This is a genomic window from Pseudaquabacterium inlustre (assembly GCF_038066595.1).
In the GTDB taxonomy this organism is placed as follows: Bacteria; Pseudomonadota; Gammaproteobacteria; order Burkholderiales; family Burkholderiaceae_C; genus Pseudaquabacterium; species Pseudaquabacterium inlustre.
The window spans coordinates 578,255-592,634 of the sequence record NZ_JBBUTH010000010.1 but is presented as its reverse complement, the minus strand read 5'-3'; the positions used below and the strand labels follow the sequence as shown (position 1 = coordinate 592,634).

Sequence of the window (14,380 nt, the reverse complement as noted above, 5' to 3'; positions counted from 1 at the left end):
GGCCGATGAGGCATTCAGGGGGCGCCTCTGGCGGCCTGGCAGGGGCCCCGATGCAGTGAGGAAATCGGCCCAGGGCCAATTCAGCAACCCGCCTCACACACAGAAATTCGGACACCCCCCAATTTTGCTCAGATATTCATTGTAGATACTACGTCTGCGAAGTTGATGCGCCGCACATTTCGCACGTTGAATAGCTCTGCTCGAACGGCCGAGTTCACTTCACATCCTCCATCCGCACTCACTTCCTCCTCACCCCACCAACCCCCTCGCCAACATATACCCCGACCCCGCCCCCGTCCCCGCCCCCGGCCAGGTGCTGGCGCCGATGTGAAACAGCCGCTCCACCCCGGTGCGCCAGCGGCTACGGCCCGGGCCGGGGCGCATCAGGAAGAACTGGTCGAGGTGGTGGCTGCCTGAGAGGCTGTCGCCTTCCACCAGGTTGGGGTTGTCGCGGGCCAGGTCCAGCGGAGACAGCACGCAGCGGCCCAGCACCTGGGCGCCCAGGCCGGGCGCGTGGCGCTCCAGCAGGGCCATCACGCGGTCGGCATAGGCTTCTTTCAGGTCATCCCAGCCGGCGGGGGGCAGCAGGCCGGCGGCGTCGGCCTGCACCTGCCAGGGCAGCACGCGCACCTGCACCCACAGCACATGCTGGCCGGCCGGGGCGCGGCTGGGGTCCACCACGGTGGGCTGGCCCACCACCAGCACCGGCTCGGCGGGCAGGCGGCCGGCCTGGGCGTCTGCGTAGGTCTGCGCCATCTGCGCCAGGCTGGGGGCGATGTGGACGTAAGCAAACTCGCGCAGCGCGTCACCGGCCTGCCAGCGCGGCAGCTCGCGCAGGGCCAGGTGGATCATCATGGTGGCGGGGCCGGGGCGCAGCGCGCGGGCGCGGCCGGCATCGGGCGGGGCGGCCTCGCCCAGCAGCGGGCCGTACAGCGCCCGCGGGTGCACGTTGGCGATCACGGCGCGCCTGGCATTGATCTGCTGGCCATCGGCCAATTGCACGCCGGTGGCCTGGCCGCCCTGCACGGTGATGCGCGCCACGGTGGCCCCCGTGCGCAGCTGGCCGCCGCGGGCCTGCAGCGCCGCCACCATGGCCTTCACGATGGTGTCGGCCCCGCCCTGGCCCAGGGCCATGCCGAAGCGCTGGCCGGCCATGGCCTCCAGGTAGGGGAACAGCGCGCCGCCGGCCACGTCGGGCGCGTAGTCCAGGTGCAGGCCCCAGGCGGCCAGCAGGCACTGCACGGCCTCGCTCTCGAAGTGTTGCTGCACAAAGGCGCGCGGGCTGCTCAGCAGCAGCTGGGCCAGTTGCTGCACGCCATTCCAACCCAGGGCGCGCAGCAGCCGCCAGGCGTTGCGCAGCATGGGCCAACTGGGCGCGGGCGTGCCCAGCAATGCAAACAGGTGCGGTGCCTCACGCTCAAAGCGAGCGTCCAGTTCGCGCCAACGCTGGGCATCGGCGGCGCTGGCGCGCTGGATGTGGGCCAGCGTGGCTTGCAAGCCCTGCTCCACGCCCAGCCAGGGCACGGCCGCGCCGGGGTTGAACACCGAGGCAAACGGCTTGCTGCACGGTACAAAGCCCAGGCCGTGCTGCGCCAGCAGCGCGCCATGCTCGGCATGGAAGGCCGAGCCGGCAAACAGGCTCAGGTTCATCGCATACAGGTCATGGCGGAAGCCGGGCAGCGTGCACTCTGCCGTCTTCACCGCGCCGCCGGGCGTGGCCTGCTGCTCCAGCACCAGCACGCGCCAGCCGCGGGTGGCCAGGTGCAGGGCGGCGGCCAGGCCGTTGTGGCCCGCGCCGATGACGATGGCGTCCACATCCACATCACTCATGAGAAACGGTGCTCCGGGGCAGAAGGTGGGCCCATGGGGGCTGGCCTGCGTGTAGTCAGTGCAGGCGCAGCGTGTCAGACGGCGCGCAGCCAAACAGCGCGCGGTACTGGGCCGCAAAGCGGCCCATGTGCAGGAAGCCGTGGTCCAGCGCCACCTCGGTCACGCTGGCCGTGCCGCCATGGCGCGCGCCGGCCAGCAGGGCCTGGCGCACGGCATGCAGCCGGCGCTGGCGCGCATACACCAGCGGCGGCGGCTCGCCATCGCGCTTGAAGGCGGCCTCCAGCGCGCGCGGGCTCACGCAGGCGTGCGCGGCAATCTCGCCCAGCGTCAGCGATTGGCGCAGGTGGGCCTCGATGAACTCCTTGGCGCGGCGCACGCAGCGGGCATCGCCGCGATCGCCCGGGCGCGGTGCGCCGTCGGTGGGCTCACGCAGCATCGAGGTAAAGCCCGACAGCAGAAACTCCTCCATCGCCGCATAGGCCGCCGGGTGCTGCAGCCACTGCTGGCCGTAGCGGTCGAGGTTGGTGGTCAGGTCCAGCACGGCCTGCCACCAGGCGCCCACCGCCGGCTCATGGCGCGGGCGGGCCAGCGCAAAGCGCGGCTTGGGGCCCAGGCCCCATTCGGCGGCGCGCCGGTCCACCACGGTGCGCGGCACCTGCAGCAGGATCATGGTGCAGTCGCTGCTCCAGTGCATGCGGCTGCGCGCGCGCGGCTGCAGCACGCTCAGCGTCTGGGTGTCCACGGCCACCTCGTCGCGGCCGCAGCTGAGGTGGGCGCGGCCGGCCAGCGGGATCTGCACCATGTAGAAGTCGCCCCGCTCGCCGGGGTCGATGCGCACGCCGCTGCCATAGGTCAGCACGTTCAATGACAGTTCGCGCAGGCGGATCTGGTTGTGCTGCACGTTCAGCGCGGCCGACTGGTCGTCCAGCTCCAGGCGATGCGGCGAAAACACGCGGCCGATGGCCTCGCTGGCCGTGGCGGCGCTGCGCGCGCGCAGCAGCGGAAAGGCATCCAGCAGGCAGGCCGGTGCGGTGGCGGCGGCAACAGCGGGGGACTCAGACATCGGTGCACCTCCTTGGGGCCAGGACTGAACATTTGAGGTTTAAAGCAATTTGCGGGCAAGCCGTGGAAACCCGGCGGGGCGCGGCGGCGGCCTGCCGCGGCTGGCGCGGCACGGCGCAACGCGGATAGGCCGCAGCGTTTTGCGGATAGCGGCGGCGCGGGGCCGCGCTGCAACATGCCTGCCACCGGACCGCAGCGCTAGACCCGCGGCCGGCGCCACCCCCACACCGCCACCCGCACAGGCATGGAGCCCCGCATGAGCCAGCACCTTCCCCGCAGCACACCGCGCCGCCGCTTTCTGCACCAGGGTGGCCTGGCCCTGGCCGCGCTGGGCAACAGCGGCCCGCTGCGCGCGCTGGCCCAGGCCGGGCAGACGCTCACCATCGCCTACCACGTCGATCTGCCCTCGTGGGACCCCACCGTGGGCCCGTCGGCGGTGAACCCCACGATCCAGTCGCTGTACAAGGCGGTGTTCTCGCAGTTCATCGACCAGAACGCCGACCTGGGCCTGAAGCCTGACCTGCTGAGCGCCTGGGGCTGGAACGCCGACAAGACCAAGGTCAGCCTCACCGTGCGCAGCGGCGCCAAGTGGCACGACGGCAGCCCGGTGACGGCCGAGGACGTGGCCTGGTCACTGCGCCGTGCGGCCGATGCCAAGACCGGCAACCCGATCCAGTTCCTGTGGGCCAAGCTGGGCAACATCCAGGCCCAGGGCAATACCGTCACCGCCGATGTGAAGGAATACGAGCCGGCGCTGTTCAAGTGGATGGCCTTTCTCACCGGCTATGTGCTGCCCAAGGCCTACTACGAGAAGGTGGGCGCGGCCGGCTTCGAGAAGGCGCCCATCGGCTGCGGCCCCTACCAGGTGCTGGAGTTCGTGCAGGGCTCGCACCTGAAGCTGGGCGCCTTCAAGGACTACTTCGGCCCCAAGCCCGCGTTCGACTCGGTGCTGATCAAGTTCACCACCGATCCCTCGGCCCGCGTGGCCGAGCTGCAATCGGGCCGCTCGGATCTGACGCTGGAGGTGCCGTTCGAGGAGGCCACGCGGCTCAAGGGCCTGGGCTTTGGCACCAGCGTGGCGCCGGTGTCGGACATCGGCATGATCTTCCTCACCAACGTGGAGCCCATGCTGAATGACAAGGTGCGCCAGGCCCTGGCCCTGGCCATCGACAAGAAGGGCCTGGCCAACAAGCTGCTGAAGGGCCAGGTGAAGGCCATCGACACGCTGCAGGCGCCGGGCTATGCCGCGTATGACGCGTCCATCACCGCGCCCTTCGATCCCAAGAAGGCCGCCGCGCTGATGGCCGAGGCCGGCTACAGCCCGGCCAAGCCGCTGAAGTTCAAGGTGCAGACCACGCGCGGCTTCAAGCCGAAGGACTTCGAGGTGATGCAGGCGGTGGCCGGCATGTGGAAGGCCATCGGCGCCGAGGTGGAGCTGGAGGTCTACGAGGTGGCCAAGCACTTTGAGCTGCGCGCCCAGCACAAGCTGGCGCCGGCGGCCTTCTACAACTGGGGCAATGCGATTGGCGACCCGTCCACCTCCACCGGCTTTGCGATGTTCAGCCACTCGCCGCACTCGGCCTGGAAAGACCCCAAGGGCCTGGACGCGATGATCGGCCCGCTGTGGGGCGAGAAGGACGAGGCCAAGCGCATTGCCGGCTACAAGGCGGTGGACAAGTACATCGCGGCCAATGCGCTGGTGATCCCGCTGTTCCAGTACAGCCAGACGGTGGTGTGGCGCAAGGGCCTGAAGTTCGCGCCGCATGGCGCCGGCTTTGTGCTGCCGCAGGCCGTGGGCAAGGCCTGAATGAACGCCCTGCGCCACGCCGGCCAGGTGGCGCTGACGCTGCTGGGCGTCAGCGCGGTGGTGTTCGTGCTGATGCGGGTGGTGCCGGGCGACCCGGTGGCCATGATGATCCCGCCCGGCGCCAGCCCGGCCGATGTGCAGCGGCTGTACGCCTTCTACGGGCTCGACCAGCCCATCCTCACGCAATACGGCCTGTGGCTGGCCGCGGCGCTGCACGGCGAGTTCGGCACCTCCATCAGCCTGAAGCAGCCGGTGCTTGATTTGGTGCTGGCGCGCCTGCCCGCCACGCTGGAGCTGGGCAGCACCGCGCTGGCGCTGGCGCTGCTGGGCGGCGGCGCCGCCGGTGTGCTGGCCGCGGCCACGCAGGGCCGCTGGCTGGCCGCGTGGATCGACGGCGCGGCCGCGCTGGTGCAGGCGGTGCCCGACTTTCTGTGGGGGCTGGTGTTCATCCTGCTGTTCGGCGTGCTGTTCACCTGGCTGCCGATCTCGGGCCGGGTGGACCCGATGCTGAGCTTCCAGGCGCACAGTGGCTTCCTGTTCTTCGAGAGCCTGCTGCGCGGGCGCTGGGACGTCACGGCCTCGGTGTTCAGCCATGCGCTGGCGCCGGCCCTGGCGCTGGGCCTGCCGGTGGCGGCCATGGTGGCGCGGGTGCTCAAGGCCTCGATGCTGGAGGCCCTGGCGGCCGACTACGTGCTGCTGGCCCGGCTGAAGGGCCTGCCCGCCGTGCGCGTGCTGCTTGCCGAGGCGCTGCCCAATGCGCTGACGCCCACGCTGCAGCTCAGCGGCGTGCAGTTCGCCTTTCTGCTGGGCGGCACGGTGCTGATCGAGCGGCTGTTCAGCTACCCCGGCATCGGCAGCCTGGCCATCAACGCCGTGGTGGCGCGTGACCTGCCGCTGATCCAGGCCATCGTGCTGACCTTTGCCGTGCTGTTCATCGTGATCAACCTGCTGGTGGACGCCGTGACCCTGTGGCTGAACCCGCGGCTGCGCGCCGCCCCCCGGCTGAGCCTGCGATGAGCCGCACCACCATCCCCCTGCACCAGCGCCTGGTGCACAACCCGCGCGTGCTGGCGGGCGCCGCCGTGCTGGGCCTGCTGCTGCTGGCCGCGCTGGCGGCGCCGTGGCTGTCGCCGTTCGATCCGCAGGCGCAGGATCTGCTGTCGCCGCTGCAGCCGCCGGCCTGGTCGGCCGAGGCGCCACCGGCAACGCCCGGCGAGCCCGTGCACTGGCTGGGCACCGACAACCTGGGCCGCGATGTGCTGGCCCGCCTGCTGTGGGGCAGCCGCACCGCCTTGCTGGTGGCCGTGTGCGCGGCGCTGCTGACCGGCCTGCTGGGCACGGTGCTGGGCGCCCTGGCCGGCTACCACGGCGGCGCGCTGGACGCGGCCGTGTCACGCCTGGTGGATGTGTGGATGGCCTTTCCGCCGGTGCTGCTGGCCGTGGTGCTGGTGGCGCTGATGGGCACCGGCCTGGGCGCCGTGGTGCTGGCCATCGTGGTGGTGGACTGGACCCGCTTTGCCCGTGTGGTGCGGGCCGAGGCGCAGGCCCAGCGCGCGCTGGACTATGTGACCGCGGCGCGCATGCTGGGCCTGCGGCCGGCGCAGATCCTGTGGCGCGAGATCGGCCCCAACCTGTGGCCGCTGCTGACCACGCTGCTGACGCTGGAGATGGGCATCGCCATCGTGGTGGAGGCCATCCTGAGCTTCGTGGGGCTGTCGGTGGCCTCGGGCGCGGCCACCTGGGGCGGCATGATCGGCGAGGGCCGGCTCTACGTGAACCAGGCGCCCACGCTGATGCTGCTGCCCATGGCCGCCACCATGCTGGCCGTGCTGGGGCTGAATGCGCTGGGCGATGGCCTGCGCCGCGAGCTGGACCCGGTGGTGCACGGATGAACAACCTGAGCCATCCCGACGCCCCGGTGCTGGAGATCGAGGACCTGCACCTCGAGATCCACACCGCCGGCCGCATCACCCGCATCCTGCGCGGTGTGAACCTGCAGGTGCTGCCCGGCCCGGTGCAGGCCCTGGTGGGCGAATCGGGTGGCGGCAAATCCATGGTGACGCGCTGCGCCACCGGCCTGCTGCCGCGCGGCGCGCGCATCACGCGCGGCCGTATCCGCCTGGACGGCGTGGACGTCACGCACTGGGGCGAGGCGCAGTGGCGCCAGGCCCGCGGCACCCAGGTCAGCATGGTGCTGCAAGACCCGCTGACCGCGCTGAACCCGGTGCGCCGCATCGGCGCGCAGCTGGCCGATGTGTTGACGCGGCAGCCCGGTGCGCGCGGACTGCGCGGCGCCGCGCTGCAGGCCCAGGCCGAGGCGCTGCTGGCGCGCGTGCAGGTGAATGATCCGGCGCGCGTGCTGCAGCTCTACCCGCACGAGCTCTCCGGCGGCATGCGCCAGCGCGTGGTCATCGCGATGGCCTGGGCCTGCCGGCCCCGGCTGATCATCTGCGACGAGCCCACCACCGCGCTGGACGTCACGGTGCAGAAGGAGGTGCTGCGCCTGATCGCCGGCCTGGCGCGCGAGGGCCTGGGCGTGCTGCTGGTGACACACGACCTGGGCGTGGTGGCCAAACTGGCCCGGCGCATGGCAGTGATCCACAGCGGCCGCATCCTGGAAGCCGGCGACGTGGCCGCCGTCTACGCCGCACCCGCCCATCCCTACACCCGCGCCCTGCTGGCCGCCACGCCCCGCTTCGACCGGCCGGGCCACACGCTGCGCCCGGTGGACGATGCGCTGATCGACCAATTGAACGCCCAAGCCCTGGCGCTGGACCAGGCCGAGACATGACAGACGCGCTGCTGCAGGTGGACGACCTGGGCCTGGACGTGCCCGACCTGAACGCCCCGCGCCGCTGGGGCCAGCCGCCGCCCTGGCGCACGCTGCTCAGCGGCGTGAGCTTCACGCTGCCGGCCGGCGGGGCGCTGGGCGTGATCGGCGAATCGGGCAGCGGCAAGAGCACGCTGGCCCGCGCGCTGACCCTGCTGCTGCCACCGCAGCGCGGCCGCCTGCGCTTCCAGGGGCAGGAGGTGGCCGGCCTGCAGGGCGCGGCACTGGTGGCCTACCGCGCGCAGCTGCAGCTGGTGTTCCAGGACCCGATGTCGGCGCTGAACCCGCGCCGCACCGTGGGCCACAGCATCGCCCAACCGGCGCAGGCCCTGGGCCGGCTGCAGGGCCGCACACCCGCGGCCCTGGCCGCGGCGCTGCTGGACCGCGTGGGCCTGCCCGCAGCCTTCGCCAGCCGCTACCCGCACGAGTTGTCCGGCGGCCAGCGCCAGCGGGTGAACATTGCCCGCGCGCTGGCGCTGCAGCCGGCCGCGCTGATCGCCGACGAGGTGACCTCGGGCCTGGACGTGTCGGCCCAGGCCCGCATCGTGACGCTGCTGGACGAGCTGCGCCGCGAGCTGGGCCTGGCGCTGATCTTCATCAGCCACGACCTGGGCCTGGTGCGCAGCCTGTGCGATGACCTGCTGATCCTGCGCCAGGGAAAGGTGGTGGAACAGGTCCCGGCCGACACGGTGTTCGCCGCGCCGGGTCAGGCCTACACCCGCGCGCTGCTGCAGGCCATTCCGCTGCCCGACCCGGACCTGGCCTGGCTGGACCGCGACTGAGGCCGAGGCCGCGGCCTGCGGCAGCCTGGCCGGCTCACCAGTCGCCGATCGCCGCCACCAGGCGCCGCCACAGCTCGTCGCCCTGCATGCCATTGGTCAGGATCACCAGGCCGCTGCCGCGCGCCGGCGAGAACTGCGAGAAGCTGCGAAAGCCCGTGCTGTTGGCGCCGCTGTGGTGGGCGATGTCGCCCTGCGCCGTGGCGTTGATCGACCAGCCCAGGCCCCAGAACACCGCCTGGCCCTGGGCCGCGCCGGGGCGCTCGATGGGCTCGCGTGCATCCACCCGCACCTGGTGGCGCAGCATCTCCTGGGCCGAGGATTGCGACAGCAGCGCCGATGTACCGCGCGCGGCCTTCAGCATCTCCACCAGCAGCCGGGCGTAGTCGTCCACCGTGGTGTAGAGCGTGTAGGCCGCGTTGGGATGCTGATAGCGCGATGGCGGCCTGGCCGCGCCATCGTCGCCATGGCCGCTGGCCTGGCGCGCGCCGATCTGCGGCGTCCAGCCGAAGTCAGTGCCCGTCAGGCCCAGCGGGCCGAACAGGCGCGCCTGGGCCAGCGCCTGCAGCGGCTGGCCGGTGAGCCATTCCACCCGCCGCTGCAGGTAGAAGATGCCCTCGCCCGAATAGCCGAAGCGCGCGCCGGGGCTGAACAGCAGCGGCAGCGGGCCTTCCACCTCCTCGCCCCCCGGCCGCCAGTTCGGGTAGCCGCTGGTGTGGGCCATCAGCATGCGCGCCGTCACGCGCTGCTTGTCGGGCACATCGGGCACCAGCAGTTCGGTGCCATAGGCCACCACCGGCCGGTCCAGGTCGAGCTGCCGCGCGTCCACCAGCTGCATCGCCAGCATGGCCAGGATGGGCTTGCTCATCGACGCGGCCTCGAACACCGTGGCGGGCGTGACCGGCTCGCTGGACCCGGCACGCATCACGCCATAGCCGCGCGACCACACCCGCTGCCCGTCACGGATCAGCGCCACGGCCAGGCCGGGTACGTGGTGCTCGGCCAGCAGCGCGGGCACCAGGTGGTCCAGAGTGGCCACCACGGCGGGCTGGCTCAGTGCATCGGCGCGGTGGCCAGGCGCCACCTGGTCGAGCGCCAGCACGGCGCTGCGGCGCACGGCTTCGCTTTGGTCGCTCAGGATGCGTGTCAGCGCGGGCGCGGCGGAGCGGGCCGCTGTGCCCAGGCCGCCCAGCGTGACGGCGGCCACGTGGCGCACCTGGGCGTTGGCATCCGACAGCAGCGCGGTAAGCTCGGGCAGCGCGCGCACGGCCGGGGCGCCGATGCGGCCGAGGGCGATGGCGGCGGAGGTGCGCAGCCGGGCATCGTCACTGCGCAGCGCCTGCGTCAGCGCCGGCACCGCGGGCTCACCGATCCGGCCCAGGGCGATGGCGGCCTCGCCGCGCGTGTAGGGGTCTGGGTGGGACAGAGCGGCCAGGTGCTGCGCGAATGAAGGTGCTTCAGCGGGTGCATCGGCGGGTGTGGCGGCTTGCAGGGGGTGCAGGCTGGCCAGGGACAGCAGGATGGGCGGCAGCCATCTGACGGCGGTCAGCAAGGCGCGGCCTGGGCTGCTGGGGCGTTGTGTCGTGCCGGGTTGGGGCACGGTCATTCTTTGGGGCGCCGTTTGATCTTGGATTCCAGCGCTTGGAGGTCAGCCTCATCCTGCCGGTCGGCCTCCATGGCTTCAAGGCGTCGCCGGTCTTCGTCGAACTGGCGGTACATGTCGCCAATGCGCGCCTCCATCTGCTCATGGCTGATGCTGCCGGCATGGGTGAGCAGCGGAAAGCCATTGGACGTGATGATCTGGTCCACGTTCTGCTTCCAGAAGGCCATGCGGGTTTCCTGCTGGCGCTTGGCCCGCAATTCGGCGGTTTCCAGAAAGATCACCACCAGCCGGTTCAGGGTGTCGATCTCGTCTTCTGTCAGATAGTTCTTGGCCACCACGATGTCTGTCTTGCGCACCTTGTCGCCCTTCCAGGCGAGCAGGCCGAAATGCGGGTCGACAGGGTTGGCCCGCGCGGTGATCAGTTCGGCGGCGGTCTGCTGCGTCACGGCGTAGATCAGCAGGTTCTGCACGGTGGCAAAGAACAGCTGCGTGGCCTTGTCGGTCTTGTCGTAGTCGGTGGAGAGCGCAAAGAGGTCGCGCACCTTTTGATAGAAGCGCTTCTCCGAAGCCCGGATGTCGCGGATGCGCGCGAGCATCTCGTCGAAGTAGTCCGGGCGGCCGTCGGGGTTCTTCAGCCGCTCGTCGTCCATCACGAAGCCCTTGGTCAGGTACTCCTTCAGGATGGTGGACGCCCAGCGGCGGAACTGCACGCCGCGCAGCGAACGCACGCGGTAGCCCACGGCCAGGATGGCATCCAGGTTGTAGAGCGTGACGGGGCGTTGCACCCGTCGGCTGCCTTCGGTCTGAACTGTCAAGGATTCCTTGACAGTTGCCGCCGGGTCCAGTTCCCCGTCTTCGAAAATGTTCTTCAGGTGCAGGGAGATGTTCTGTTTGGTGGCATCAAACAGCTCCGCCATCTCCAACTGCGTCAGCCAGACGGTCTGCTCCTGCGCCCGCAGCTTGATCTGACTACGGCCGTCTTCGGTGGTGTAGAGGATCAGGTCGTTCATGCCGCAGCGGTCCTGTTCGATGTGTTCATCGCCTTGGTTCGTGCCCCGGCGCACTCAACGTAGGGCACGGTCATTTCAGCAAGGCCCTGCCCTGGTCGGTCAGGCGGTATTGCTGAAGGCGGCTGTTGGGTTTGTCGGGGATGGTGCGCTCGATCCAGCCTGCCGCCAGTGCGGGCGCCAGGTACAACTTCTCAAAGTTGTCACGCCCCTTCAGACCCAGCCTTACCATCATGGCTTTGCGGCTCCAGGCCTCGTCGCCGATCGCCACGAGCAAGGCTTTGACTTGCCCTGCGACTTGCCCTGCGACTTGCCTTGCGACTGGGTCGGTGACTGTGGCCGCGACTTGCCCCGTCCACTGCGCGGCAGGCCGCTGCACCCGCGCGGTGAACTGGTTGCCACTCATCTCGTCGACCAGCTCAATCTGTGGCCATTCATCCAGCGCGCGCGGGATGCCGCTGCCCATGCCCCGGTACGGCAGCAGCCGGAAAGCGTGTTCGCTCAGCGTGGGGTTGCGGCGGTTGGTCTTGCCGTGGCGGATGTCGTCCACGCTCAAGCTGTCGGGCAGGTGGCCGGGGCTGATGATCTCGATGCGGTCTGTGTAGACCAGGATGCGGATCGACGCGCTGGTGAAATAGTCGCGGTGCACCAGGGCGTTGACCAGCAGCTCCTGCAACGCGATCTCGGGCACTTCCAGCATGCCCGGCGAGTTGAAGCCCTGGCTGCCCTGCACGCGGTGCAGGTTGCGCTTGATGAAGGCCAGCGCCTCGGTGTACTGATGCGGCAAGGTGCCGCTGATGTCCTGGCTGTCGAGGTAGCGGGTATCGGTGAGGCGGGTGCCCGGAAACGCCACCGCCTTGATGGTGAACGCCGGCCGCCAACGCAGCGGGTTGCGGCCAAACAGCAGCAGGCCGGTGAGGTTCAGCTCCAGGCCATCGCCCAGGCCCAGGTTCTGAAGCAAGGTGTCCAGCGGCAACTCAGCAGCAGCGGTCTCGGCGCTGTAGTGCTGAGCCAGGTAGCGGCGAAACGCGGGCTCGTCCAGATCGGCGCTGGTCGTGCCGGCCACGGGCACCACATCGGCATGCACCAGGCCGCCGCGCTGGAACATGCGCTGCAGTTCCTCGCGGGCGGTCACGTGGCGTTTGTCGGCGCCGTGCTTGACCCAGATGCGGCCTTGCTGGTCGAGGTAGGGCTTGGCCAGACCATTGGGCACGCTCACCACCATCACCAGCCCGGCGCGGGTCATCACGTTCTCGGTGTGAGGGTGCAGCGGCGGGCGCACATGCTGGCTGCTGGCGTTGCTGAGCATCTGATTGATGCGGCGCAGCTCGGCCGCGTCCAGACCGGCCAGGCTGCCATCGTCGTCCACGCCGATGAGCAGCGTGCCGCCGCCGCTGCTGGCAAACGCAGCCAGCTCAGCCGCCAGTGCATCGGGGTTGCTGAAGGTGCGCTTGAACTGCTGACGCGTGTGCTCGCCCAGCGCCACGCGTTCGAGCAAGGCGGCTTCGGTGAGGGGCGGATGGTCACTCATGGGGTCCGGGTGCGGCGCAGGTCGGTGAGCGGCTCGCGGTTGACGGTCATGCGGTCAAGGATACCGCCCATCCCCTCAACCCATCACCTCAGCCCACTACCTCCCCCACCCCCACAAACCGCCCCCCCTGAAACACCAGCGGCGCGCCCTCGCCGCGCTGCATGCGCAGCACCTGGCCGATGAACAGCTGGTGGTCGCCCGCCGGGGTGCAGCTGTCGCGGGCGCACACCAGCGTGGCCAGCGCGTCGTCGATCACGGGCACGCCTTCGGGGGCTTCGTGCACGGCCACGCCATCGAACTTGTCGGCCACCGCGGCGCTGGCAAAGCGGCGCGCCAGGGCCTGCTGGTCGTGGGCCAGCACGCTGATGGCGAAGTGCGGCGCCGTGGCAAAGGCGGCCAGGCTGGGTGAGTGGTTGACCAGGCTCCACAGCACCAGCGGCGGCGCCAGCGAGAGGGACGCGAAGGAGTTGATGGTCAGCCCCACCGGCCGGCCGTCGGCGGCGCGGGTGCTGACCACGGCCACGCCGGTGGCGTAGCTGCCCAGCACCTGGCGCAGCGCGGCCGGGGCGATGTCGGTCTGGCCCCAGGCGGGCCGGTCACACAGCTGCGTCATGGTGCCTGGCCTCGCTCACACCGTCAGCGTGGACGCGTTGTCGGCGTGCTGGGGTTCGGCCATCTTGCGGGCGATGAACTGCTCGCATGCGGCCGGATCCGTCCACCACGGAAAGTAGCTGGGCGGGTGGTCGAAGCCGTCGGCGATGGCGCGCGCCAGCGGCGCGCACTGGCCGGCCGCGCCCAGCAGGTTCAGGATGTGGGGCGGCGGGGGCAGCAGCAGGGTGTTGGTCCAGCTCACCACGTGGCGGGCGTACTGCCAGAAGGTCTCGAAGGTCTGGGTCATCCAGTCTTCGCTGAACTCGGCCTCGCCGCGCGCCAGGATGGCATCGAGGTAGATCTTGCAGGCCTTGGTGGCGTTGTTGGATCCCTGGCCGGTGATGGGGTCGTTGACGGCCACCGCATCGCCCAGGCCCAGCACCCGGCGGCCCGAGGGCAGGCGCAGCACCGGGCGGCGGATGGTGGGCGCAAAGCTGCCGGCCAGGATGCCGTTGGCATCGGTCAGTTCCACGCGGCGGGCGCGCTCGGCCTCCCAGGGCAGAAAGGTCTCCAGAATCGACAGGCTTTGCGCCAGGTGCTGCTGCGGTGTGGTGATGTCGCGCCAGCAGTCCATGGGGCCGCCGGGCACGCCCTCGAACACCATGATGTGGCAGGGCCCGCTGAGCGTAAGGGCCGGGAACACGAAGTACTCGCCCACGCCGGGGATCAGGTTGAAGGCCACGCGCGAGTAGTCGGCATGTTCCTGCAGGCCGTGCACATAGGTCAGCGCCAGCGCGCGCTGCGGCTTGTCGAAGGCCGAGCGCACCGGATCACGCGTGAACTGCTTGACCACGTCGCCCTTGCCCGCCGCCAGCACCACCAGGTCGTGGCTGTCGGTCAGCGCTTCCAGCTCGGCGATGCCGGCGTCCTCGATGCGCACGGTGCCGCCGCGCTGCTCCACCTGCTGCAGCCACTCGGGCATCTTCAGGCGTTGATCGACGGCCTGGGCCGGCGCGCTCAGGCGGCTGGCCCAGTCGATGGCCTTGGCGCCGCGCTGTTCGGGGTGCGGCACGGTCAGGCCGATGCCTTGCACCGGTGGGCACTGCGCAGCCCACCCGTCCAGGCCCAGGTCGCGTTCGATCTGCAGCGCGGCATCGAACATGCACTGGCTGGACAGCACCTTGCCGCTGCGCACCTGGTCGGGCGTGCGGTTGGTGACGACGGTGACGCGGTAGCCCTTGTCCAGCAGGGCCAGGGCCAGCGGCAGGCCTGCCTGGCCGCCGCCCACGATGGCGATGGATCGCATGGTGTGTGCTCCTGAAAGTGGTTGTCGGTGGGTG

The 14,380-nt window shown here is 70.5% G+C and carries 12 protein-coding genes; 5 read left to right on the top strand and 7 right to left on the bottom strand.

What is annotated here, in order from left to right; translation table 11 throughout:
* Positions 1 to 249: 249 nt before the first annotated feature.
* Both AACH10_RS22840 and AACH10_RS22835 read right to left on the bottom strand, forming a co-directional pair.
* Positions 250 to 1,830: a phytoene desaturase family protein gene (locus AACH10_RS22840; RefSeq protein ID WP_341412841.1), complete on the bottom strand. Its 1,581-nt coding sequence runs from the start codon at positions 1,828 to 1,830 to the stop codon at positions 250 to 252.
* Positions 1,831 to 1,885: 55 nt separating this feature from the next.
* Positions 1,886 to 2,893 (bottom strand): AraC family transcriptional regulator, encoded by a 1,008-nt coding sequence (locus AACH10_RS22835; protein WP_341412840.1) that lies wholly within the window; start codon positions 2,891 to 2,893, stop codon positions 1,886 to 1,888.
* Positions 2,894 to 3,148: 255 nt separating this feature from the next.
* Here AACH10_RS22835 and AACH10_RS22830 point away from each other — a divergent pair, with 255 nt between their 5' ends.
* The 5 genes from AACH10_RS22830 to AACH10_RS22810 are packed head-to-tail and all read left to right on the top strand — an operon-like array spanning position 3,149 to position 8,311.
* The gene (locus AACH10_RS22830) at positions 3,149 to 4,699 is read left to right on the top strand and encodes an ABC transporter substrate-binding protein (protein ID WP_341412839.1); all 1,551 of its coding nucleotides are present in this window, start codon (positions 3,149 to 3,151) and stop codon (positions 4,697 to 4,699) included.
* Positions 4,700 to 5,716: an ABC transporter permease gene (locus tag AACH10_RS22825; RefSeq protein ID WP_341412838.1), complete on the top strand. Its 1,017-nt coding sequence runs from the start codon at positions 4,700 to 4,702 to the stop codon at positions 5,714 to 5,716.
* Positions 5,713 to 6,591: an ABC transporter permease gene (locus tag AACH10_RS22820; protein WP_341412837.1), complete on the top strand. Its 879-nt coding sequence runs from the start codon at positions 5,713 to 5,715 to the stop codon at positions 6,589 to 6,591. Before AACH10_RS22825 ends, AACH10_RS22820 begins: the two co-directional genes overlap by 4 nt.
* Complete coding sequence (locus AACH10_RS22815; RefSeq protein ID WP_341412836.1) at positions 6,588 to 7,490, top strand: ABC transporter ATP-binding protein; 903 nt, start codon at positions 6,588 to 6,590, stop codon at positions 7,488 to 7,490. Before AACH10_RS22820 ends, AACH10_RS22815 begins: the two co-directional genes overlap by 4 nt.
* Positions 7,487 to 8,311 carry an ATP-binding cassette domain-containing protein gene (locus tag AACH10_RS22810; RefSeq protein WP_341412835.1) on the top strand — a complete coding sequence of 275 codons (825 nt, stop codon included), beginning with the start codon at positions 7,487 to 7,489 and terminating at the stop codon, positions 8,309 to 8,311. Before AACH10_RS22815 ends, AACH10_RS22810 begins: the two co-directional genes overlap by 4 nt.
* 34 nt (positions 8,312 to 8,345) lie before the next feature.
* Here AACH10_RS22810 and AACH10_RS22805 read toward each other — a convergent pair whose 3' ends face one another.
* From AACH10_RS22805 to AACH10_RS22785, 5 genes are all read right to left on the bottom strand, one after another.
* The gene (locus tag AACH10_RS22805; protein WP_341412834.1) at positions 8,346 to 9,860 is read right to left on the bottom strand and encodes a serine hydrolase; all 1,515 of its coding nucleotides are present in this window, start codon (positions 9,858 to 9,860) and stop codon (positions 8,346 to 8,348) included.
* Between the two features lie 50 nt (positions 9,861 to 9,910).
* The gene (locus AACH10_RS22800) at positions 9,911 to 10,921 is read right to left on the bottom strand and encodes a virulence RhuM family protein (protein ID WP_341412833.1); all 1,011 of its coding nucleotides are present in this window, start codon (positions 10,919 to 10,921) and stop codon (positions 9,911 to 9,913) included.
* 70 nt (positions 10,922 to 10,991) lie between these two features.
* Positions 10,992 to 12,449, bottom strand: coding sequence for a Fic family protein (locus AACH10_RS22795; protein WP_341412832.1), 1,458 nt, complete (start codon positions 12,447 to 12,449; stop codon positions 10,992 to 10,994).
* Positions 12,450 to 12,537: 88 nt separating this feature from the next.
* Complete coding sequence (locus AACH10_RS22790) at positions 12,538 to 13,062, bottom strand: flavin reductase family protein (RefSeq protein ID WP_341412831.1); 525 nt, start codon at positions 13,060 to 13,062, stop codon at positions 12,538 to 12,540.
* A 15-nt stretch (positions 13,063 to 13,077) separates the two neighbouring features.
* Complete coding sequence (locus AACH10_RS22785; protein ID WP_341412830.1) at positions 13,078 to 14,346, bottom strand: styrene monooxygenase/indole monooxygenase family protein; 1,269 nt, start codon at positions 14,344 to 14,346, stop codon at positions 13,078 to 13,080.
* Between the last annotated feature and the right edge of the window lie 34 nt (positions 14,347 to 14,380).

Coding starts and splice junctions, on each gene's coding strand:
- AACH10_RS22840 (WP_341412841.1), bottom strand. CDS start 1,830: ATGAGTGATGTGGATGTGGACGCCATCGTCATCGGCGCGGGCCACAAC.
- AACH10_RS22835 (WP_341412840.1), bottom strand. CDS start 2,893: ATGTCTGAGTCCCCCGCTGTTGCCGCCGCCACCGCACCGGCCTGCCTG.
- AACH10_RS22830 (WP_341412839.1), top strand. CDS start 3,149: ATGAGCCAGCACCTTCCCCGCAGCACACCGCGCCGCCGCTTTCTGCAC.
- AACH10_RS22825 (WP_341412838.1), top strand. CDS start 4,700: ATGAACGCCCTGCGCCACGCCGGCCAGGTGGCGCTGACGCTGCTGGGC.
- AACH10_RS22820 (WP_341412837.1), top strand. CDS start 5,713: ATGAGCCGCACCACCATCCCCCTGCACCAGCGCCTGGTGCACAACCCG.
- AACH10_RS22815 (WP_341412836.1), top strand. CDS start 6,588: ATGAACAACCTGAGCCATCCCGACGCCCCGGTGCTGGAGATCGAGGAC.
- AACH10_RS22810 (WP_341412835.1), top strand. CDS start 7,487: ATGACAGACGCGCTGCTGCAGGTGGACGACCTGGGCCTGGACGTGCCC.
- AACH10_RS22800 (WP_341412833.1), bottom strand. CDS start 10,921: ATGAACGACCTGATCCTCTACACCACCGAAGACGGCCGTAGTCAGATC.
- AACH10_RS22795 (WP_341412832.1), bottom strand. CDS start 12,449: ATGAGTGACCATCCGCCCCTCACCGAAGCCGCCTTGCTCGAACGCGTG.
- AACH10_RS22790 (WP_341412831.1), bottom strand. CDS start 13,062: ATGACGCAGCTGTGTGACCGGCCCGCCTGGGGCCAGACCGACATCGCC.
- AACH10_RS22785 (WP_341412830.1), bottom strand. CDS start 14,346: ATGCGATCCATCGCCATCGTGGGCGGCGGCCAGGCAGGCCTGCCGCTG.